Annotated in this window: 16 protein-coding genes, 1 tRNA gene and 1 pseudogene; 8 read left to right on the plus strand and 10 right to left on the minus strand. The window is 67.5% G+C overall.

The genetic code is table 11. From position 1 onward, the window contains the following. Positions 1 to 5: 5 nt before the first annotated feature. The 8 genes from FBR43_RS08520 to FBR43_RS08555 all read right to left on the minus strand — a co-directional run bounded on the left by FBR43_RS08520 (position 6) and on the right by FBR43_RS08555 (position 9,437). A complete protein-coding gene (locus tag FBR43_RS08520) occupies positions 6 to 734 on the minus strand; it encodes an N-formylglutamate amidohydrolase (RefSeq protein WP_136942753.1) in 729 nt (242 codons plus the stop codon). Next, positions 731 to 1,261 carry a GNAT family N-acetyltransferase gene (locus FBR43_RS08525; RefSeq protein WP_136942754.1) on the minus strand — a complete coding sequence of 177 codons (531 nt, stop codon included), beginning with the start codon at positions 1,259 to 1,261 and terminating at the stop codon, positions 731 to 733. Before FBR43_RS08525 ends, FBR43_RS08520 begins: the two co-directional genes overlap by 4 nt. Continuing rightward, positions 1,258 to 2,241 carry a porphobilinogen synthase gene (gene hemB, locus FBR43_RS08530; protein WP_136942755.1) on the minus strand — a complete coding sequence of 328 codons (984 nt, stop codon included), beginning with the start codon at positions 2,239 to 2,241 and terminating at the stop codon, positions 1,258 to 1,260. The genes FBR43_RS08525 and hemB overlap by 4 nt, the downstream gene beginning before the upstream one ends. Before the next feature lie 117 nt (positions 2,242 to 2,358). Continuing rightward, positions 2,359 to 5,001, minus strand: coding sequence for a valine--tRNA ligase (locus FBR43_RS08535; RefSeq protein ID WP_136942756.1), 2,643 nt, complete (start codon positions 4,999 to 5,001; stop codon positions 2,359 to 2,361). Positions 5,002 to 5,040: 39 nt separating this feature from the next. Next, positions 5,041 to 6,654, minus strand: coding sequence for a histidine kinase famiy protein (locus FBR43_RS08540; RefSeq protein WP_136942757.1), 1,614 nt, complete (start codon positions 6,652 to 6,654; stop codon positions 5,041 to 5,043). A gap of 43 nt (positions 6,655 to 6,697) precedes the next feature. Further along, positions 6,698 to 7,189, minus strand: a complete 492-nt coding sequence (locus tag FBR43_RS08545) for a DUF2497 domain-containing protein (RefSeq protein WP_136942758.1) — start codon at positions 7,187 to 7,189, stop codon at positions 6,698 to 6,700. 44 nt (positions 7,190 to 7,233) lie between these two features. Beyond that, the gene (locus FBR43_RS08550) at positions 7,234 to 8,745 is read right to left on the minus strand and encodes a TolC family outer membrane protein (RefSeq protein ID WP_136942759.1); all 1,512 of its coding nucleotides are present in this window, start codon (positions 8,743 to 8,745) and stop codon (positions 7,234 to 7,236) included. A gap of 11 nt (positions 8,746 to 8,756) precedes the next feature. Beyond that, on the minus strand, positions 8,757 to 9,437 hold the full coding sequence (locus tag FBR43_RS08555; RefSeq protein WP_394344045.1) for a protein-L-isoaspartate O-methyltransferase family protein: 681 nt from the start codon (positions 9,435 to 9,437) through the stop codon (positions 8,757 to 8,759). Positions 9,438 to 9,644: 207 nt separating this feature from the next. Here FBR43_RS08555 and FBR43_RS08560 point away from each other — a divergent pair. From FBR43_RS08560 to FBR43_RS08590, 7 genes and pseudogenes are all read left to right on the plus strand, one after another. Beyond that, a tRNA-Cys gene (locus tag FBR43_RS08560) sits at positions 9,645 to 9,718 on the plus strand. Positions 9,719 to 9,796: 78 nt separating this feature from the next. Then, a complete protein-coding gene (locus FBR43_RS08565; RefSeq protein WP_136942760.1) occupies positions 9,797 to 10,837 on the plus strand; it encodes an endonuclease/exonuclease/phosphatase family protein in 1,041 nt (346 codons plus the stop codon). Positions 10,838 to 10,975: 138 nt separating this feature from the next. Beyond that, positions 10,976 to 11,206 carry a hypothetical protein gene (locus FBR43_RS08570; RefSeq protein WP_136942761.1) on the plus strand — a complete coding sequence of 77 codons (231 nt, stop codon included), beginning with the start codon at positions 10,976 to 10,978 and terminating at the stop codon, positions 11,204 to 11,206. 37 nt (positions 11,207 to 11,243) lie between these two features. Next, positions 11,244 to 12,850: pseudogene (locus FBR43_RS08575) on the plus strand (phytoene desaturase family protein). 303 nt (positions 12,851 to 13,153) lie between these two features. Then, positions 13,154 to 14,593, plus strand: a complete 1,440-nt coding sequence (gene cysS, locus FBR43_RS08580) for a cysteine--tRNA ligase (protein WP_136942762.1) — start codon at positions 13,154 to 13,156, stop codon at positions 14,591 to 14,593. 40 nt (positions 14,594 to 14,633) lie between these two features. Then, positions 14,634 to 15,569 carry a D-2-hydroxyacid dehydrogenase gene (locus FBR43_RS08585; protein ID WP_136942763.1) on the plus strand — a complete coding sequence of 312 codons (936 nt, stop codon included), beginning with the start codon at positions 14,634 to 14,636 and terminating at the stop codon, positions 15,567 to 15,569. A 274-nt stretch (positions 15,570 to 15,843) separates the two neighbouring features. Further along, on the plus strand, positions 15,844 to 17,211 hold the full coding sequence (locus FBR43_RS08590; protein ID WP_136944105.1) for a class II 3-deoxy-7-phosphoheptulonate synthase: 1,368 nt from the start codon (positions 15,844 to 15,846) through the stop codon (positions 17,209 to 17,211). Positions 17,212 to 17,236: 25 nt separating this feature from the next. On the opposite strand, the gene FBR43_RS08595 is transcribed toward FBR43_RS08590, so the two are convergent. Both FBR43_RS08595 and FBR43_RS08600 read right to left on the minus strand, forming a co-directional pair. Beyond that, the gene (locus tag FBR43_RS08595; protein ID WP_136942764.1) at positions 17,237 to 17,662 is read right to left on the minus strand and encodes a hypothetical protein; all 426 of its coding nucleotides are present in this window, start codon (positions 17,660 to 17,662) and stop codon (positions 17,237 to 17,239) included. A 153-nt stretch (positions 17,663 to 17,815) separates the two neighbouring features. After that, positions 17,816 to 19,435, minus strand: coding sequence for a phosphoenolpyruvate carboxykinase (locus FBR43_RS08600; protein ID WP_394344046.1), 1,620 nt, complete (start codon positions 19,433 to 19,435; stop codon positions 17,816 to 17,818). A gap of 166 nt (positions 19,436 to 19,601) precedes the next feature. Between FBR43_RS08600 and FBR43_RS08605 the strand changes: the two genes are divergently transcribed. Beyond that, positions 19,602 to 20,318: a response regulator transcription factor gene (locus tag FBR43_RS08605; protein ID WP_136942766.1), complete on the plus strand. Its 717-nt coding sequence runs from the start codon at positions 19,602 to 19,604 to the stop codon at positions 20,316 to 20,318. Positions 20,319 to 20,374 lie beyond the last annotated feature (56 nt).

Genomic DNA, 20,374 nt, shown 5'->3' on the forward strand with positions numbered 1-20,374 from the left:
CAAGGCTATTGCGTCGGAGCGCCCGATTTCGCAACCCTGTTGCGCGCGCTTTCGATGATCGGCGCCAAGAGGACAGACCAGCGCGATACCCCTGCGTCATCGGCCAGCAGGTCGTTGCACACTTCGATCGAAACGCATGCGATGCCGTTGGCCTCACCGTGGCGGTTGAGCGTGGCGTTGAGCATCCGCCCCGAATAGGGAGCGTTGTCGCCGGTCGCGATGCCCGCCGAGCGCAGCCCGTCGATCATCAAATGCGCCGCGCGGTCGTCACGATTGTAGAGGATTCCCGCATCGATGGCGCGCGGCTCGCCGCCCGCCTCGAGCTGCCTCGTGTAGCTGTGGATTGCGACGATGAGCGCAGGGCGGGACCGGCGCACCGCCGCCGCGACCGCGCGGTGATAGGGCGCCTGGAAGTGCGCGATGCGCGCCCAGCGATCCGCACCGACATTGCCGGGGATGGCGTGGCCGTCCGAAGTTTCGGGCACGAGCGCGGGATGATCGGGTTCACGATGCAGATCGATCACCAGCCGCGATACGGTGCCGAGCACCGCCGGCGCACCAAGCCTTGCCGCCAAAGCATGCGTCAGCGCGCCGGCGCCCAGATCGACGGCGATGTGCAAACCGAGCAGCGACAGATCGATACGCAGATCGATGTCTTGCGGCACCGCGGCCGATGCATGATCGCACAGCAGCAGGATATCGCCCGCGCCGGGGAGCAGTTCGGCCGCGCTCATGCCGGGCGATCGATCGCGTAGACGTTCATCGCCGCGAGCGGATCGGTCGGGTCGATCTTCGGGTGCAGGAAATCGAGCGCAGGCAGACGCTGCATCCCTAGGCGTATCGCGACGGCGTGGCTCGGCGCATTGGGACGCGCGACGATCGCGACCGCGCGGCGCGCGTCGAATGCGCGCCACGCATGGTCGAGCGCGGCGCGCGCAGCTTCGGTCGCATAGCCGCGCCCCCAGCGCGAGCGGGCGATCAGCCAGCCAACCTCGATCTCGCGCTCGATCGGCGTATCGGGGGCGCCCGGCTTGAGCCCGCAGAAACCGACCCACGCGCCACTTTCGCGTTCGAGGACAGACCAGAAGCCAAGGCCTTGCGGGTGATAGCTGGCGTGACGTGCGAGATCGGCACGCACGCCGTCTTCATCCTGCCCCGGACCGAACAACGCCATCGTCTCGCGATCGGCGAAGGTGGCGGCGCGGGCCGCGAAGTCCTGCGGTTCGGGCCAGCGCAGCAGCAGCCGCGCGGTCTCGATCATCCGAGCAGCCGCGCGGCAAGTGGGGCGTGATAGGTGAGCACGCCTGCGCAGCCCGCACGCTTGAACGCCATCAGCGTCTCGAGCACCAGCGCGTCGCGATCGCCCGCACCCGCAGCGGCGGCAGCCTCGATCATCGCATACTCGCCGGACACGGAGTAGGCGAACACAGGTACTTCGAACCGCTCCTTCACACGCCGCACAATGTCGAGATAGGCGAGGCCGGGCTTCACCATCACGCTGTCGGCGCCCTCGTCGAGATCGGCGGCGACTTCGCGCAGCGCCTCTTCGGCATTAGCGGGGTCCATCTGATAGGTCTTCTTGTCACCCTTCAGCCGCCCGCGGCTGCCCACCGCGTCGCGGAACGGGCCGTAGAAGGCGCTGGCATATTTGGCGGCATAGGCCATGATCTGGACGTTGTGGTGCCCCGCCACTTCGAGCGCCGAGCGGATCAGCCCGACGCGCCCGTCCATCATGTCGCTGGGGGCAACGATATCGGCGCCCGCGCGCGCCTGCACCAGCGCCTGTTCGATCAGCACCTCGGCCGTCGCGTCGTTGAGCACATAGCCGCGATCGTCGACCAGCCCGTCATGGCCGTGCGCGGTATAGGGATCGAGCGCGACATCGGTGAGCACGCCGAGATCGGGCACCGCATCCTTGATCGCGCGGATCGCGGTGCACATCAGATTATCGGCATTGGTGGCTTCGGCGCCGCTGTGGCTGCGCAGATGCTCGGGCGTGTTGGGGAACAGCGCCACCGCCGGGATGCCGAGCGCGACGGCTTCGCGCGCGCGATCGACGATGCCGGCGACCGGCCAGCGCGACACGCCCGGCAGACTGGCGATCGGCTCCTCGCCGTCGCCTGCGGTGACGAACAGCGGCCAGATGAGGTCGGCGGGCGTCAGCACCGTTTCGGCGTGGAGCGCGCGGCTCCAGGGGGCGACGCGCGTGCGGCGCAGGCGCAGGGCGGGATAGTGGCTCATGCCGTGGGTTTGCGGGAAGCAGGCTGCGAGCGCAATCCCGCCAGCATTGCGCGGCGTTACCGCACCCCTCCACCCCTCGCTGCGCGAGCGGTCCCCCGCCCCGTTCCGGGGAGGTGTTTATCCGAGCCGCGCCAGCGCCGCACTCAACCGTTCTGCCTCGGCAGCCTTTTCGGCGTGATCGGCGCGTGCCTTCTCGACAGCTTCGGGTTTCGCACGCTCAACAAAGCTGGGATTGCCGAGCCGCCCCGCAAGCGCATCGCGCTCCTTGCCGGCCGCGGCGATCGCCTTGGTGAGACGCGCGCGTTCGGCTTCGAGATCGATGACGCCATCGAGCGGCAAGACATAGGTAGCCTGATCGACGACAATCTGGAGCGCGCCGCCCTCGCTTGGTTCGCCGCTATTCGGATCGACACGCGCCAGGCGCGTCAATGCCGGCCGCTGCCGCTCGATGCGCTCACTGGTCGCGGCATCGGCGTCGCGGACGTGCAGCGCCATCCGCGCGCCCGGCGGCACGTTGAGCTCGGTTCGAGCGGCCCTGATTTCGCTCACCAGCCGGATCAGCCAGTCGATCTCGGCGCGCGCGGCGGGATTGAGCGCGCGGGCGTCGGGCATCGGCCACTTGGCGACGATCAGGTCGTGCTCGCGTGTCCCCAGCGCATGCCACAGTTCCTCGGTGATGAACGGCATGAAGGGGTGGAGCATGACAAGGATCTGATCGAGCACCCAGCCGGCGACGGCCCGCGTTTCGGCATCGATCGTGCCGCGCTCATCGCCGGTCGAGATCGGCTTGATGAGCTCCAGATACCAGTCGCAGAAGCGGCTCCACGTGAACTGGTAGATCGTGTTCGCGGCCGCGTCGAAACGGAGATCGGCGAGCGCGAGGTCGAGCGCCTGCACCGTCTCGACCGTCTCGGCGATGATCCACTGGTTGACCGCGAGCGTCGCGGGCGGCGGCTCGATCGTCTGCGAAGCGCCGATGCCGTTGGCCATCGCGAAGCGGGTGGCGTTCCACAGCTTGGTCGCGAAGTTGCGATAGCCCTCGACGCGCTTCTCATCCATCTTGATGTCGCGGCCCTGGCTTTCCATCGCCGCCATGAAGAAGCGCAGCGCATCGGCGCCGTACCGGTCGATCAGGCCGAGCGGGTCGACGGTGTTGCCCTTCGACTTAGACATCTTGGCGCCATCGGCGGCGCGGACGAGGCCGTGAAGGTAGAGCTTGCGGAACGGCACATCGCCGAGGAAATGCATCCCCTGCATCATCATCCGCGCATCCCAGAAGAACAGGATGTCGAAGCCCGAAACGAGGATGTCATTGGGATAGCGGCCGGCGTCGCGCGGATCGCTGTCCGGCCAGCCCAAGGTAGCAAAGGGCCACAAGGCACTGGAAAACCACGTATCGAGCACGTCGGGATCGCGGGTCAGCGTTGTGCCCTCCCCCGCCTGCGCCTGTGCTTCGACTTCGGTTTCAGCGACGAATACGCGGCCGTCCTCGGCATACCATGCCGGTATCCGGTGCCCCCACCAGAGTTGCCGCGAGACGCACCAGGGCTGGATGTTCTCCATCCAGTTGAAAAAGGTCTTTTCCCAGCTCTTTGGCACCACATCGATGCGGCCGTCGCGCACCGCTTCGATCGGGCCCTGGGCGAGCGTCGCGGCGTCGACATACCATTGGTCGGTTAGCCACGGTTCGATCACCACGCCCGAGCGATCACCATAAGGCGCCTGGATGACGCGGTCCTCGACCTTGACCAGCACGCCTTCGGCCTCGAGCATCGCGACGACGCGCTTGCGCGCCTCGAACCGATCGAGCCCCAGCAACTCGTCGGGCACGCCACCGCACTGGACGATCGCCGCCTTGGCATCGAGCATGTTAAGCATCGCGGCGGGCTTGAACCCGGCGCGAACGCCTACCTCGAAGTCGTTGAAATCATGCCCTGGCGTGATCTTCACCGCGCCCGACCCCAGCTCGGGATCGGCATGCTCGTCGGCGACGATGGGAATCAGCCGCCCGGTGATCGGCAGGCGGACCTGCCGGCCGACGAGCGCGGTGTAGCGCGCGTCGTCGGGATTCACCGCCACCGCCATGTCGGCGAGCATCGTCTCGGGCCGCGTCGTCGCCACTTCGATATGCCCCGAGCCGTCTTCGAGCGGGTAGCGCAATGTCCAGAAGCCGCCCTGCACCTCGCGCGTCTCGACCTCGAGATCGCTGATCGCGGTGCCGAGGCCGGGGTCCCAGTTCACGAGGCGCTTGTCACGGTAGATCAGGCCCTGCTTGTGCAGCTCGACGAACACCTTGAGGACGGCCTTCGAGAAGCCCTCGTCCATCGTGAAGCGCTCGTTTGCCCAGTCCATCGAGCAGCCGAGCCGGCGCAGCTGGCGCGTGATCGCACCGCCGCTCTCGGCCTTCCATTCCCACACCTTGTCGATGAAGGCCTCACGGCCAAGGTCGGCTCGCTTGACGCCGTCCTTAGCCAGATTGCGCTCGACCACCATCTGCGTGGCGATGCCGGCATGGTCGGTGCCGACGACCCAGCGCGCGTCGCGGCCCTTGAGGCGCGCGTGCCGCACCAGAATGTCCTGCAACGTGTTGTCGAGCGCATGGCCGATATGCAAGCTGCCCGTTACGTTGGGCGGGGGATTGACCAGCGTGAACGGATCGGCGCCGGGCCGCTCGGGGCGGAACAGGCCTGCATCTTCCCAGTGCGCATACCAGCGCTGCTCGATGGCGGCGGGATCGAAAGTCTTCGGGAGTTCGCTCATCCGCGCGGCATTACCCAGCGTGCCGATAGGCGCAAGCCTTCAGGTAATGCCCGTCGGCCCTTCGAGCAGCTGGCGCACGCGCTGGGCAAGGTCGGCACGGCGATAGGGCTTGCGCACCAGCTCGAACGCGCGGCTATCCTCATCGAGCGCACGGTCCGAATAGCCCGTGGTCAGCAGCACGGGAAGCGACGGAAATTCGCGCCGCACCGTCTGCGCGAGCGCGACGCCGCTCATGCCCGGCATCACGATATCGGTGAAGAGCAGCCGGAATTCCTTGCCGTCGCGCAGCAGATCGAGCGCGCGCTGCGCCGAATCGACGTGCATCACGCCATAGCCCAGATCCTCGAGCATCGCCTTGCCAAGCTCGGCGACCTGCGGCTGGTCCTCGACCATCAGGATCTGCTGCCCCGAACCGCGCACCTGCTGGGCCGGTGCACGAGTGCCCTCGACCATGCCGCGTGCGCGCGGGAAATAGAGCGTAAAGCGCGCGCCGCCATCGGGCAGATTCTCGACCGAGACGCCACCGCCCGACTGGCGCATGAAGCCATAGACCATCGATAGGCCGAGCCCCGTGCCCTTGCCGACGCCCTTGGTCGAAAAGAACGGGTCGAAAATCTTGTCGATCGCGTCCTCGTCGACGCCGGTGCCGGTATCCGATACCGAAACGGCGACATATTCGCCCGGCTCGAGCCCGTTCGCTCGCGGATCGTCCTCGGTCGACACGAGATTCTCGGTCGCGATCGTCACCATGCCCGTGCAGCCCATCGCGTCGCGCGCGTTGGCGAGCAGGTTCAAAAGCGCCATCTCGGCCTGTACCGGATCGATGCGGCTATTCCACAGATCGTCGGAGAACGAGCGGCGGATCGTTATGTCGCCGCCTACGTGCCGATCGACGATCGGGCCGAAATCGGAAATCAGCGTGTTGAGGTTGAGCAGCCGGTCGCGAAGCTCCTGCTTGCGCGCAAAGGCAAGCAGCTGCTGCGTGAGCGTGGCGCCGCGCCCGGCCGCCATGCCGATCGCCTCGATCGCGCGGCGCGCGGCGCGATCCGACTCGTCGATGCGGCTTTCGAGCAGATCGACATAGCCGAGCACGACCTGAAGCAGATTGTTGAAATCATGCGCGATGCCACCGGTCAGCTTGCCGACGGCTTCCATCTTCTGCGCCTGGTGCAGCGCTTCCTCGGCCTCCTTGCGGCGCGAGATATCGAGCTGGCTGGCGAAGAAGAATTTGAGCTTGCCCGCCTCGTCGAACACCGGCGACACGAACAGCGCGTTCCAGAAGGTCGAGCCGTTCTTGCGGTAGTTGAGCACTTCGACCGCGACTTCCTCCTCGCGGCGGATGGCGTCGCGCACCTGGTCGATCACCGAGCGGTCGGTCTCGGGGCCCTGGAGCAGCCGGCAGTTGCGCCCGATCAGTTCCTCGAGCGCATAGCCCGTCATGCGGATGAAGGCGTTGTTGGCAAAAATGATCGGGTTGTCGTCCTGCCACGGATCGGTGACGATCATCGGCATCCGCGTCGTCTCGACCGCGGCGAAGAAGATATCGTGGCGCGCGCCTGCGGGCGGGGTGGTGTCAGCGATGTGCGGCGGCGGACCCAGAGGTTCGCCGCCGTGCATCGCGTCGGTAGGGGCGCCGGTCAGTTCGTCGCTCATATGCGGCAAACCCCTGGACGCGCGATCGGTTGCACGCAAGCCGTCAGTCGTCGCGACCCGATATGCGCGCGATCTCGCGCGATACCATCGTCTCGACGATGCGCGGCAGATTGGCGTCGAGCCACTGGCTCAGCATCGGCCGCAACATCTCGCGCACCAGTCCTTCGAGCGTATCGGCGCCCGTGACCTCGGGCTTCACTACCAGCCGCGACAGCGCATCGAGCTTGCCGCGCGTCGCCTGTGCGACATGCGCCGAAAGGATCGCCGGATCGTGCGTCATCGTTTCTTCGCGTTCGTGCGCGCGCGGCGCGGTTTCGGGGGCCGGATCGGCTTGCGGGGCGGGCGCCGGATCGGCCTGCGCGGCAAGCGACTGGTCGAGTTCGAGCACCGCTTCCTCGGTCTCGTCGTCACGCACCGGCAGCGGCTGTGCACGCGGCGGCTCGGCGGGGCGCGCGATGCGGCGTCCGCGGCCCGGCACCGCCCCGTCGCCTTCCTCGGCGATGATGCGCTTGATCGACGACAGAATGTCTTCCATCGACGGCTCCGAACTCAGATCCCCCATGCCGCCGTGTCCCCTGTTCAGCGTGGCGTATTGACGTCACCTGAAGGATTGGCGGGGTCAGTGTCAATCGGGCGTTGCAGTTCGGGATCAAGCACGCCCGAGACGGCGGGCGTCTGCGCCGGCGTATCGACGGTGCGCGTACCCTGCGGCGTCGGCGCAGGATTGTCCTTCCAGTCGAGCCACGCCTTGTCGACGCGCTCGTAATTGACCGTCGGATCATAGAGCGCGCCGCCGTCGAGACCCAGATCCTGCGCCTCGGCACGGCCCATCGCCGCGAGCAGCGCGAAACCGGCGACGTACGCGTTGCGCCGCGCCGTTACGAGATCGACCTGTGCGTTGAGCAGTTCCTGCTCGGCGTTGAGGATTTCGATGATCGTGCGGTTGCCCACCGAATTCTCGGCGCGCACGCCCTCGAGGCTCAGCCGGTTCGCCGACACCGCGGCTTCCGACGCCTCGATCACGCGCAACGACGACTGCCACTGCGCGAAGGCGGTGCGCGCATCGGCGATCACCGCACGCTCGGTCGCCGTCACCTGCTCGATCGCGACGCCTTCGCGCGCCTGTGCCTGGCGCACCTGCGCGGCGGGCCGTCCGCCCTGATAGAGCGGAACCGTGAAGCCCAACCCCGCCTGCGCGGCGGTGCCCGTCTGCGGCACGCCGCCGATCGTCGCCGATTGCAACGTGCCAAGATAGTTGAAGTAGTTGCCGCCGGCGACGACATCGACCTGCGGCATCCGCGCGGCACGCGCGGCACGTGTATCGAGCCGCGCGGCATCGCGGTTCTGCTCGGCGGCATCGAGCGCGGGATTGTTGTTGAGCGCCGCCACGACCGCGGCCTGTGGATCGGCGGGCAGGTTGGGCAAGGGCGGCGGCGGCGCGAGCGGGCCGGGCGCGCTGCCCACCAGCTCGACATAGGCCTCGCGGCTGGCGACGAGCTGCGCTTCGGCGGCACGCAGCTGGCCGACCGCCACGGCGAGCCGCGCCTCGGACTGCGCCACGTCGGTCCGCGTCACGTCGCCCACTTCGAACCGATCGCTCGACGCGGCGAAATTGACCTCGAGCGCGCGGATATTCTGCTGGTTGAGCTGGACGATCGCTTCGTCGCGCAGCACGTCGTTATACGCTGCCACGACCTGCGTGAAAAGATTCGCCTCGGCAGTACGCAGGTTCGAGCGGCCCGCCAGCACGCGCGTCTTGGCGGCGGCGACGGCATTGCGGATGCGCCCGCCGGCATAGATGGGATAGGATGCGTTGAGGTTGGCAGTGAGCGCGCGGTCGGGCTGGAGGAACGCGTTGCGGCCCTGCACGATGTTCTCGATATAATTGCCTTGCACGCCGAGCTGCGGCAGCGCCTCGGCGCGCGCCAGCGGCACGCCCTCGTCAGTCGCGCGAAGATTGGCGCGCTCGGCGGCGAGCTGCGGGCTTTCGTTATAGGCGCGCACCAGCGCCTCGCGCAGTGTCTGCGCGTCGGCCGAAGGGGCGAGCAGGATCAGGCCGGCACTGGCGGCCAGCAACGAAAACCGTTTCATCGCCAACAATCCTAGAAGGTGAAGCGCCGTGGCACCGCAAAGCCCGGCAGCACCACACAATCGACATCGGCGAAATCGGCGAGCCCGAAGCCGCCGACCGTGCGCTCGCCGGCGGCCAGCCGCGTGACGCCGCGATCGACAAGGCCCGCCACGATGCGCCCGCCGGGCCGAACCTGTTCGGCAAGCGCCGCGGGCAGCGTCTCGACGGCGCCGTCGATCACCAGCACGTCATAGGGCGCATGATCGACGCAGCCCGCTTCGAGCGGACCTTCGACCAGCGTCACCGTCGATGCCTCCTCCAGCGCGGCGCGCGCCTGCGCCACCAGCGCCGCATCGCTCTCGACGGCGACGACGCGGCGCACCAGCCGCGCGAGCAGCGCCGCCGCATAGCCGCTCGCCGAACCGACGAGCAGCACGCTGTCGCCTGGCGAGAGCCGCGCCTCGGTAAGCAGACGCCCCGTCGCCAGCGGCGTGTTGAGCCTGCGGCCGTTGCCCAGATCGATCATCGTATCGCGATAGGCGATGCCGCGCATGCCGGCGGGCACGTAAAGCTCGCGCGGCTCTTCGGCCATCGCGGCGATCACGCGCGTGTCGCTCACCGCACTCGTACGCAGCTGGCTCGCCACCATCGCATGGCGCATCGCTTCGGCCGAGAGCGGCTGCAACGGGCGCGCATCCAAGGTCGCACCCATCATACGGGAATCGCTGGTCATCGCTTCGCTCATCATCATGCCGCCTTGTTCGCACAACTGTCTTACGCATGCAATACACTTGCTGCGAGCTGTGCTTCTATCGCGTGGCGCCATCGTCGCCAAGCGAAGCGTGCATGCCGCTGCGGTGGCAGCGCGCCATTGACATGCACGCGCCGCCGCCGCATCTGCCCGGCTCCACCACATCGAGGCCCGATGGCGGAGTGGTGACGCAGCGGACTGCAAATCCGTATACGCCGGTTCGATTCCGGCTCGGGCCTCCATCTTCGCCGCGCAGCGTTGCGCACGCGGCTATCGAGCGAAGGGCTGCCGTGCGGATCGCGCTCATCGTCTTGCGAGTGGTGGCCGCAGCACTCGTCCTTGCGACGCTTTCGAGCACGATCGAATCGAACCAGTGGTGGGTGCGCATCTGGGATTTCCCGCGCGTGCAGCTGCTGGTGGCGCTTGTGATCGTCGGGCTGCTCGCGGCGTGGCGCGATCGCGCGTTCGGGCGCTGGCTCGCGGCAGGCTGCCTGCTCGCCGCCGGCTGGCAGATGTGGCGCATCTACCCCTATACGCCGGTCGCGCGCGCCGAAGTGGCGATCGGCGCACATGCCGATATTCCCGCCGATCGCTGCTTCAGCCTGTTGTCGTTCAACGTCTATCAGGACAATCGCGACTTCAAGCGCACCGCCGCGCTCATCGATCGCGTCGATCCCGACATTTTGTTGCTGATGGAAACCGACCTGCCCTGGACGCAGGCGATGGCGCCGCAGCTTGCGCGCTATCCGCACCGGCTGCTGGCGCCGACCGACAATACCTATGGCATGATCCTGGCCACGCGGCTGCCGATGACCGGGGGACGTACCGAAATCATCGCCGAGCCCGACACCCCTTCGATGCACGGCACCTTGACCGCCGGCCTGCCCTTCCGCCTGATCGCCCTGCATCCACGGCCGCCGCATCCCGGTCAGGACACCGAGGAACGCGACGCCGAGATCGCGATCGCCGCGCGCCGCGCCGCGCGCGAGCGGCTGCCGGTGCTCGCGATCGGCGATTTCAACGACGTTGCCTGGTCGCACACCTCGCAATTGTTCAAGCGGATCGGCGGCTATCTCGATCCGCGCATCGGGCGCGGCCCCTTCGCCACCTTCCCCGCCGACTATCCGTTCCTGCGCTGGCCGCTCGACCATATCTTCATCACACCCGAGTTCGCGGTGCGATCGATGGCCGTCCTCGAGAATGTGGGATCGGACCATCTGCCGGTGCACGCCGAGCTGTGCATCACGCCCGGCAACACCGGCAATGCGGCGCCCGAGGCGGTCACGCGCGAGGATCGCCGCGACACGCAGGAGGTGCTCGACGACTATGCCGTCGACACGCGCGAGGAGGCGCAGGACTAATACTTTCGCGCTATGTTGCGCTTCAGTCACGACGAGCGGAGATTGACGAAGCGTCGGCAAGCGCTCGCGTTATTCCGGAACCGAAATCGACTCGCCCGTGTTATGATCGATGAACCTCATCGAAAGGGGGATATCGACATGGGCTTCGCACATTCGTTCCGACCCGCCGAGCATGGCTATCGCATCGCCTACCGGCTTCAGGAAACCAACCATTGCCCCGGCTGCGGGCGCTCGCACTGGCATGTCGGACGGATGACCGCCGAATGCGCCTATTGCGCGACGGCACTGCCGATCCGCACCAACCAGACGATGGGCGAAGGGCTGTTCCGCTCGATGCCTGTACGCACGCCCGCGACGCTCGCGGCCTGATTGACGGCGCCGCCGGTGCGGGGCACGCCGCACCGGCATGGCACGCTATGACGCGATCCTGATCGGCGCGGGGCATAACGGCCTCGTCTGTGCATTTTATCTCGCGCGCGCGGGCCTGCGCGTGAAGATGCTCGAACGGCGCCCCGTGGTCGGCGGCGCGGCAGTGACCGAGACCTTCCATCCCGGCTTCCGCAACTCGACCGCGAGCTATACCGTAAGCCTGCTGCAACCGCGCGTGATCGCCGACATGCAGCTCGCGCGGCATGGCTATCGCGTCGTCCCGCGACCGCTCGCCAACTTCCTGCCGCTGCCCGATGGCCGCCACCTGATATCGGGCGGCGGCATGGCCGCGACGCAGGCGCAGTTCGCCAAATTCTCCGCGCGCGATGCCGAGCGCCTGCCTGCCTATGCCGACGCGCTCGACCGCGTCGCCGGCGTTCTGCGCGACCTGGCACTGCGCACGCCCCCCGGCACCACCTCGCTGATCGAGGCGCTTTCTACCGCGCGGCGAATCGGCAAGCTCGATCGCGCTGCGCAGCGCGACGCCATCGCGCTGTTCACGCGTAGCGCGCGCGAGTTCCTGACGCCCTGGTTCGAAAGCGATGCCGTGCAGGCGCTGTTCGGGTTCGACGCGGTGGTCGGCAACCATGCCGGGCCGGACACACCCGGCAGCGCCTATGTGCTGCTGCACCATGTGTTCGGCGAGGTGAACGGCGTGCGCGGTGCGTGGGGTCATGCGATCGGTGGCATGGGCGCGATCACGCAGGCGATGGCCGCCGCCTGCCGCGAGGCCGGCGTCGAGATCGAGGTCGAAGCGCCCGTCGAGCGCGTGCTGGTCGATGGCAGGCGCGTCGCCGGCGTGCGGCTGGCCGACGGGCGCGAACTGGCAGCGAAACGCGTGATCGCCAATGTCGGGCCGAAGCTGCTGTTCGGCGCGATGATCGACGCGGCCGATCTTGATGCCGATTTCCGCCAGCGGATCGCAAGTTACGCCGCAGGCTCGGGTACGTTGCGCATGAACGTGGCGCTGAGCGCGTTGTCGCGCTTCGCCGCGCTGCCCGAGGCGGGGCCACATCTGGGCGCCGGCATCATCATGGCGCCGAGCCTCGACTATATGGAGCGCGCCTTCGCCGATTCGAAGGCGCTCGGCTGGTCGCGCGCGCCGATCGTCGAGATGCTCATCCCCTCGACGATCGACGACAGCCTTGCCCCGCCGGGCGCGCATGTCGCCAGCCTGTTCTGCCAGCAGTTCAACTCCGAGCTGCCCGATGGCCGAAGCTGGGACGAGTGCCGCGAGGCCGCCGCCGATACGGTGTTCGACACGGTCGAGGCCATGCGCCGGGCTTCAAGGCGAGCGTGATCGCGCGGCAGATCCACTCGCCGCTCGACCTTGAGCGCAAGTTCGGGCTGGCGGGCGGCGATATCTTCCACGGCCGCATGTCGCTCGACCAGCTTTGGGCGGCACGGCCGGTGTGGGGCGCGGGGCAGTATCGGATGCCGATCGGCGGCCTCTATCTGTGCGGCGCGGGCGCGCATCCGGGCGGCGGCGTGACGGGGGCGCCAGGCTACAATGCGGCACGCGCGGTGCTCAAGGATCGGGGCTTGTTGGCGCGGCTCGGCTCGCGTTGGGGTCAGGACCCATAACTGGCAATGGCCGTGATCGCCCGTGGAGCGCCGCCGACGAGGAGCGCGGCGCAGTCGCGTAGCTGACGCTACGCGCAAGCAAGCGACGACGCTCGGCGGCGCTCCACGCGCGACCGCTAAAGCGGCGGGCCGCTTTCGGAGCCGCGCGGCGTCGGGGCACCCCGCAGAGTACTACTTTGCGGGGACCCCGTCGCGTGTCGATCACGATGCGATGGCATCGCTCTCTCCTTGCTCCTACCCGGCGCCAAAATCGGCTCCGTCACGACCGTTGCCAGTTATGGGTCCTGACCCTAGGGCGGCGGCATGACCGGTGCCCCTCTCCGCCTCTACAATTCGCTCACCCGCAGCATCGAGCCGTTCGCGCCGATCGATCCGGCCGAAGTGCGCGTCTACACCTGCGGGCCGACGGTCTATAACTATCAGCATATCGGCAACATGCGCGCCTTCCTGTTCGCCGACACGCTGGGCCGCGTGCTGCGGTGGAAGGGCCATGGGCTGCGCCATATCATCAACATTACCGATGTCGGCCACCTGACCAGCGATGCCGATGCCGGCGACGACAAGATGGAGCGCGCCGCCGCCGAGCAGGCGAAATCGATCTGGGATATCGCCGCGCACTATACCGAGGCCTTCAAGCGCGACGTCGCGCGGCTCAACATCACGCCGCCCGCCGAATGGACGGTCGCCACGGATTACGTGCCGCAGATGATCGCCTTTGCCGAAGCGATCGCCGACCGCCACTGCTACCGGCTCGACAGTGGCCTGTATTTCGATGTGTCGACGGTACCCGATTATGGCCGGCTTGCGCGCGCCGCCACCGATACCGGCGAAAGCCGCATCGATCCGGTGAGCGGCAAGCGCAACCCGCAGGACTTCGCGATCTGGCGCACATCGCCGCCGGGCGAGCAGCGCCAGATGGAATGGGATTCGCCCTGGGGGCGCGGTGCGCCGGGCTGGCATCTCGAATGCTCGGTGATGAGTCATGCGCAGCTGGGCCACCCGTTCGACATCCACACCGGCGGCATCGACCATCGCGAAATCCACCACCCCAACGAGATCGCACAGAACCAGGCGTTCTGCGGCTGTGCAGATGCGCAGCCGGGCTTCACCGGCGCGTTGATGTGGATGCACAACAACTTCCTGGTAGACCGCGGCGGAAAGATGTCGAAATCGGCGGGTGGATTCCTGACGTTGCAGACGCTGGTCGATCGCGGCATCCACCCGCTTGCCTATCGGCTGATGTGCCTGAGCGCGCATTATCGCAGCGAACTCGAGTTCAGCTGGGAAGGCGTGATTTCCGCGCAGACGCGGCTGAAGCGGCTGGTGAAAAGCGTCGAGAAGCTGCGTGCGGCTCCCGACAAGCCCTCGCGCGGCGATGCGGGGCCCTATCGCGCGGCCTTCGATGCCGCGCTGGCCGACGATCTCAACACGCCGCGCGCCCTCCCGGTGCTCGACGCGCTGCTCGCCGACAAAGCGCTTTCGCCCGCCGACCGGCTTGCCAGGATGGAGGCCTTCGACGCGGTGCTGGGCCTGCAACTTGGCACCATCACTCGCGCCGATCTGCGCGTGACACCCGCCGATGCCGGTATCGCGCCCGACGCGATCGAAGCCCGCCTCGGCGATCGCCGTACCGCGCGTGCCGAAAAGGACTTCGCGCGTTCCGACGCGATCCGCGACGAACTCACGGCGGCAGGGGTTGACGTCATGGACGGCGATCCGCTGGGGTGGGACTGGCGGCTCTAGCCGGCGTTGCGCGGGCGCCATGGTCGGCTAGATTGCGCCGATGAAAGCCGTCCTCCCCGCGCTCGCCCGTCCGCTGCTCGAGCCGCATCTCCCCGCCGATCTCGCGGTGCACTGGTTCACCAGCCGCGAGGATGCCGAAGCGGCGATCGGCGATGCCGACATCGGCTGGGTCGACCTCCAAAGCGCCGTTGATTCGGCGGCGATCGCCGCCAGAGGCGAGCGGTTGCGCTGGCTGTTCACGCTGCGCGCGGGCATCGACGACTATGATCTCGCACAACTCGCTGCGCGCGGCACGGTGCTGACCAACGGCACCGGCATCAATGCCGTCGCGGTGGCCGAATATGCCGTGCTCGGCATCCTCGCCGCGGCCAAGCGCTATGACGAGGTGGTGCGCCTCGCCGACCGGCAGGCATGGCCCACCGCCGCGCCGGGCACGACCGAACTCGCGGGCAGCAGCGCGCTGATCGTGGGATACGGCACCATCGGCCGGCTGATCGGCGCGAGACTGGCGGCATTCGACGTCGCCGTCACCGGCGTCACGCGCAGCGGCCGCGATGGCAGCCTGCGTCCCGACGCGTGGAAATCGCGGCTTGGCGCGTTCGACTGGGTCATCTTGGCCGCGCCTTCGACCGCCGAGACCGAGGCGCTGGTCGGTGCGGCCGAGTTCATGGCGATGAAGCCGAGCGCATGGCTCGTGAACATCGCGCGAGGCGGCATGGTCGACCAGCCGGCGCTGATCGAGGCGCTGGCGAAACGCCGCATCGCCGGCGCGTTCCTCGATACCGTAGATCCCGAGCCGCTGCCGCCCGGCGATCCGTTGTGGACTGCGCCCAACACGCTGCATTCGATGCATCTTTCGGGCCGCAGCCAGTCGCGGATGTTCCAGCGCGCGGCAGCGCTATTCCTCGAGAACTTCGCGGCGTTCCAACGCGGCGAAGCCATGCGCAACGTCGTCGATCCACAACGCGGCTACTAACCCCAATGGGGATAATGGTTGACCCGTAACCCAAAGCGGGTAAACGCGGCGCATGAGTACGACACTGGCAGGCAACAAGATCCGACGCTTCCGCGAACAGCGCGGCATCAGCCGTGCGGCGTTCGGCGCATGGTATGGCGCACCCGGCAGCACGGTGCAGGGCTGGGAGGAAGACGGCAAGCGCGCCTCGGCGGCGATTGTCAACCAGATTGCCGCCAACGGCATCGCGCACCATGCCGACTGGTTCGTCAACCTGCGCCACGCGGAGAACGACATGGCCGACTGGTCGCCGGCAAGCTGGAAGTCGGCCGAAGCGCGCCAGCTGCCCAATTACCCCGATGCCGCTGCGCTCGATGCGGCGACCGAGCAACTGGGCGCGTTCCCGCCGCTGGTATTCGCGGGCGAGGCGCGCAACCTCACCGCCGAGCTGGCGCAGGTCGCCGAGGGCCGCGCCTTCCTGCTGCAGGGCGGCGACTGCGCCGAGAGCTTCGCCGAGTTCCACCCCAACAACATCCGCGACACCTTCCGCGTCATCCTCCAGATGGCGGTGGTGCTCACCTTCGCCTCGAAGCTGCCGACGGTGAAGCTGGGGCGTATGGCGGGGCAGTTCGCCAAGCCGCGCTCGGCCGATACCGAGACAATCGGCGGCGTCGAGCTGCCGAGCTATCGCGGCGACAACGTCAACGACATCGCGTTCACGCCCGAGGGTCGCGTTCCCGATCCGCAGCGCATGATCCGCGCCTATTCGCAGTCGGCCGCGACGCTCAACCTGCTGCGCGCCTTCGCGCAGGGCGGCTATGCCAACCTGCATCAGGTGCATCGCTGGACGCATGATTTCATGGGCCGCAGCCCCTGGGCGCAGCGTTATGCCGAGATGGCCGACCGCATCGGCGAGGCGCTCGACTTCATGGAAGCGTGCGGCATCAATCCCGAGACGGTGCCGCAGCTGAAAGGCACCGATTTCTACACCAGCCACGAAGCGCTGCTGCTCCCTTACGAACAGGCGCTCACACGGCAGGATTCGCTGACCGGCGACTGGTACGACACCTCGGCGCATTTCCTGTGGATCGGCGACCGCACGCGCTTCGAAGGATCGGCGCATGTCGAGTTCCTGCGCGGCATCGGCAATCCCATCGGCATGAAATGCGGGCCGAGCCTCGAGCCCGATGCGCTCATTCGCCTGCTCGACACGCTCAATCCCGGCCGCGTGCCCGGTCGCATGACGCTCATCACGCGCTACGGCCATGACAAGATCGAGGCGGGACTGCCGCGACTGGTACGTGCGGTGCAGCGCGAGGGGCATCCGGTGGTCTGGTCGTGCGACCCGATGCACGGCAACGTCGTCAAGGCCGCCAATGGCTACAAGACGCGGCCGTTCGAGCGCATCCTCGCTGAAGTACGCGGCTTCTTCGCGGTGCACCGTGCGGAGGGCAGCTATGCCGGCGGCATCCATTGCGAGATGACGGGCCAGAACGTCACCGAATGCACCGGCGGTGCAATCGACGTGACCGAACAGTCGCTCGCCGATCGCTACCACACGCATTGCGACCCGCGACTCAACGCCTCGCAGAGTCTCGAACTGGCGTTCCTGCTCGCCGAGATGCTCAACGAGGAACTCGCCGAGCGGCGCAAGGCGGCGTGACCGGCGTATCGGTCGGCCGTGCGAGTCAGACCGGAGCGGTAATGCCGTCGGTGCAGCGCACGCGCAAGCCCTTGGTCTCGATCAGCGCCTTCTCGCCGGGTTGCGCTTCGACCTGGCCTTCGCCCTTGCTGCTCGAAACGGTGAGGAACAACGGGCGATCGACGACACAGCGGAACTCGCCCTTGGCCATCTGACATGCATCGCGCAGCGCTGCCATGTCGGCAGGCGTCGACGAATCGGCGGGCTCGACCCTGACGGCGATCGAGCCCGATCCGCCGATCAGCGCGCTCTTGAGTCCAGACACCAATCGCCCCTGCCATATGGAGGGCGTGCCGGTCTGTTTGAGGCCGATCTGCGGCGCCAACCGCGCGCAGAAGCTGGCCTCGGCCTGCGTCGCGCTCGCCACGCCGCCGGTCAGCGACAGCAATAGCACCGATACGACAATTTTCATGTTCGCTCCTTACGCATCCCCGGGCCATGCGATGAGAAAGCCGGGGAGTTCCGGATATTACGACAATCGTATGGAAGCGCGGCGCGCAACAGAAAATGGGGGCCGGCTACGTGGCCGACCCCCTTCCTCTCCTACCCTGCCCGATTGCGCTCGTTACTCGGCGGCCTCGGCCAGCCGCGCGGGCGCGGCCTGGCGGACGCCTTCGTCGACATGCGCTTCGAACTGCGCGAAATTGTCGACGAACAGCTCGACGAGCTTGGTGGCGGTCGCGTCATATTCGGCCTTGTCGGCCCAGGTCGAACGTGGATCGAGGATCGCGTCGTCGACGCCCGGCACCGATACCGGCACGTCGAACCCGAAATTGGGATCGGTGCGGAACGTCGCATTCTTGAGGCTGCCGTCGAGCGCGGCGTTGAGCAGTGCGCGCGTCGCCTTGATCGGCATGCGGCTGCCGACGCCATACTTGCCGCCGGTCCAGCCGGTGTTGACCAGCCAGCAATCGACGCCGCCGCGTGCGATCCGCTCCTTGAGCAGATTGCCGTAGACGCTTGGGTGACGCGGCATGAAGGGGGCGCCGAAGCAGGTCGAGAAGGTCGCCTCGGGCTCGGTCACGCCGATCTCCGTACCCGCAACCTTGGCGGTGTAGCCCGACAGGAAGTGATACATCGCCTGTTCGGGCGTGAGCCGCGCGATCGGCGGCAGCACGCCGAACGCGTCGGCAGTGAGCATCACGATGTTAGCGGGTGGCGGCCCCAGATTCTCGTAGCTCGCGTTGGGAATGAAATCGATCGGATAGGCGCCGCGCGAATTCTCCGCGAGGCTGTTGTCGCCGAGGTCGAGCGTGCGCGTCGCCTCGTCCATCACCACATTCTCGAGCACGGTGCCGAAGCGCTTGGTGGTGGCGAAAATCTCCGGCTCGGCCTCGGCCGACAGGCGGATCATCTTGGCGTAGCAGCCGCCCTCGAAATTGAAGACGTTGCTGTCGGACCAGCCATGCTCGTCGTCACCGATGAGCGTGCGGCTGGCATCGGCGCTGAGCGTCGTCTTGCCCGTACCCGACAGGCCGAAGAACACCGCGGTGCGCCCGTCCGGCCCGACATTGGCCGAGCAGTGCATCGGCATCACGCCCTTTTCGGGCAGCAGGTAGTTGAGCAGCCCGAACACCGACTTCTTCATCTCGCCGGCGTAGCGCGTACCGCCGATCAGGATCATGCGATCGGTGATGCTGACGGCGATCACCGTCTCGCTGCGACAGTCGTGGCGCGCGGGGTCGGCGCGGAAATGCGGCAGGTCTATGATCGTGAAGTCGGGTACGAAGTCCGCCAGGTCGGCTGCTTCGGGGCGGACAAGCATCGTGCGGATGAACAGGCTGTGCCAGGCGAGCGTGTTGATGACGCGCACGTTGACGCGGTGCTCGGGCTGCGATCCGCCATAAAGATCCTGCACGAACAGCGAATCGGCCTTGGCCACTTCGGCGAGGAAATCGGCCTTCAGTGCGGCGAACGCCTCGGGCTCCATCGGCTTGTTCGACTTGCCCCACCAGATGGCGTCGGCAGTGGTCGCATCGCGCACGGTGAACTTGTCCTGCGCCGAGCGGCCGGTGTGCCGCCCCGTCTCGACCACCAGCGGCCCGTCGGCAGCGAGGCGGCCCTCGCCGCGGCGGATCGCGGCCTCGACCAGCGGCGCGGTGCCGAGGTTCCAGTGCAGGTCGGCGGTTGTCTGAATGCCTTGCATATCAAGGCCATGGCGCGGCTGGCGCTCGGTCACGTCGATTCTCCCCAGCGGCGTCTTGCGCGCCGCATACGTATGCTTTTGCTGTGGCTCGCGCATATGCCGGGACGCCCTGCCCGTCAAATCGCGCGCGCGACGGCCACGTTGAGCCGCCTTCGGCTTTGGGTTAGTGGCAGGCGATGACCTGTTGCTGCGTGCCCCCCGGCGCATGACCGCCACGATCGCGCTCGTCGACGACGACCGCAACATCCTCACCTCGGTGTCGATCGCGCTGCAGGCCGAAGGCTTTTCGACGCGCGTCTATTCGGATGGCGAGGCGGCGCTAAAGGCGTTGGTCGACAACCCGCCCGACCTTGCCGTGCTCGACATCAAGATGCCGCGCCTCGACGGGCTCGAGCTGCTGCGAAGGCTTCGCGAGCGATCGGCGATCCCGGTGATTTTCCTCACCAGCAAGGACGACGAGCTCGACGAGGCGCTGGGCCTTGCGATGGGCGCCGATGACTATATCGCCAAGCCGTTCAGCCAGCGGCTGCTGATCGCGCGCATCCGCGCCATCCTGCGCCGCGCCGAAGCCGCATCGCCGCGTGGCGAGGGCGAGGCGGACGACGCCGACGCCCCTGCCCCATTGATCGAGCGCGGGCGGCTGGTGATGGACCCCGCCCGCCACCGCGTCACCTGGGCAGGAGCGGCGGTAACGCTCACCGTCACCGAGTTCCTGATCCTCGAAACGCTCGCGCAGCGGCCGGGCATCGTCAAGACGCGCAACCAGCTCATGGATGCCGCCTATCAGGACGACATCTATGTCGATGATCGCACGATCGACAGTCATATCAAGCGCGTGCGCCGCAAGTTCCGCCAAGTCGATCCCGCGTTCGACGCGATCGAGACGCTGTACGGCGCGGGCTATCGCTTCTCCGACGAATGAGGGCTGATTGAGCCGGTTGCGCGACCCCGACGACCGCGAGCTTTCGCTGCGCTGGT

Origin of the sequence: Sphingomonas baiyangensis, from assembly GCF_005144715.1 — a bacterium.
Classification (GTDB): domain Bacteria; phylum Pseudomonadota; class Alphaproteobacteria; order Sphingomonadales; family Sphingomonadaceae; genus Sphingomonas; species Sphingomonas baiyangensis.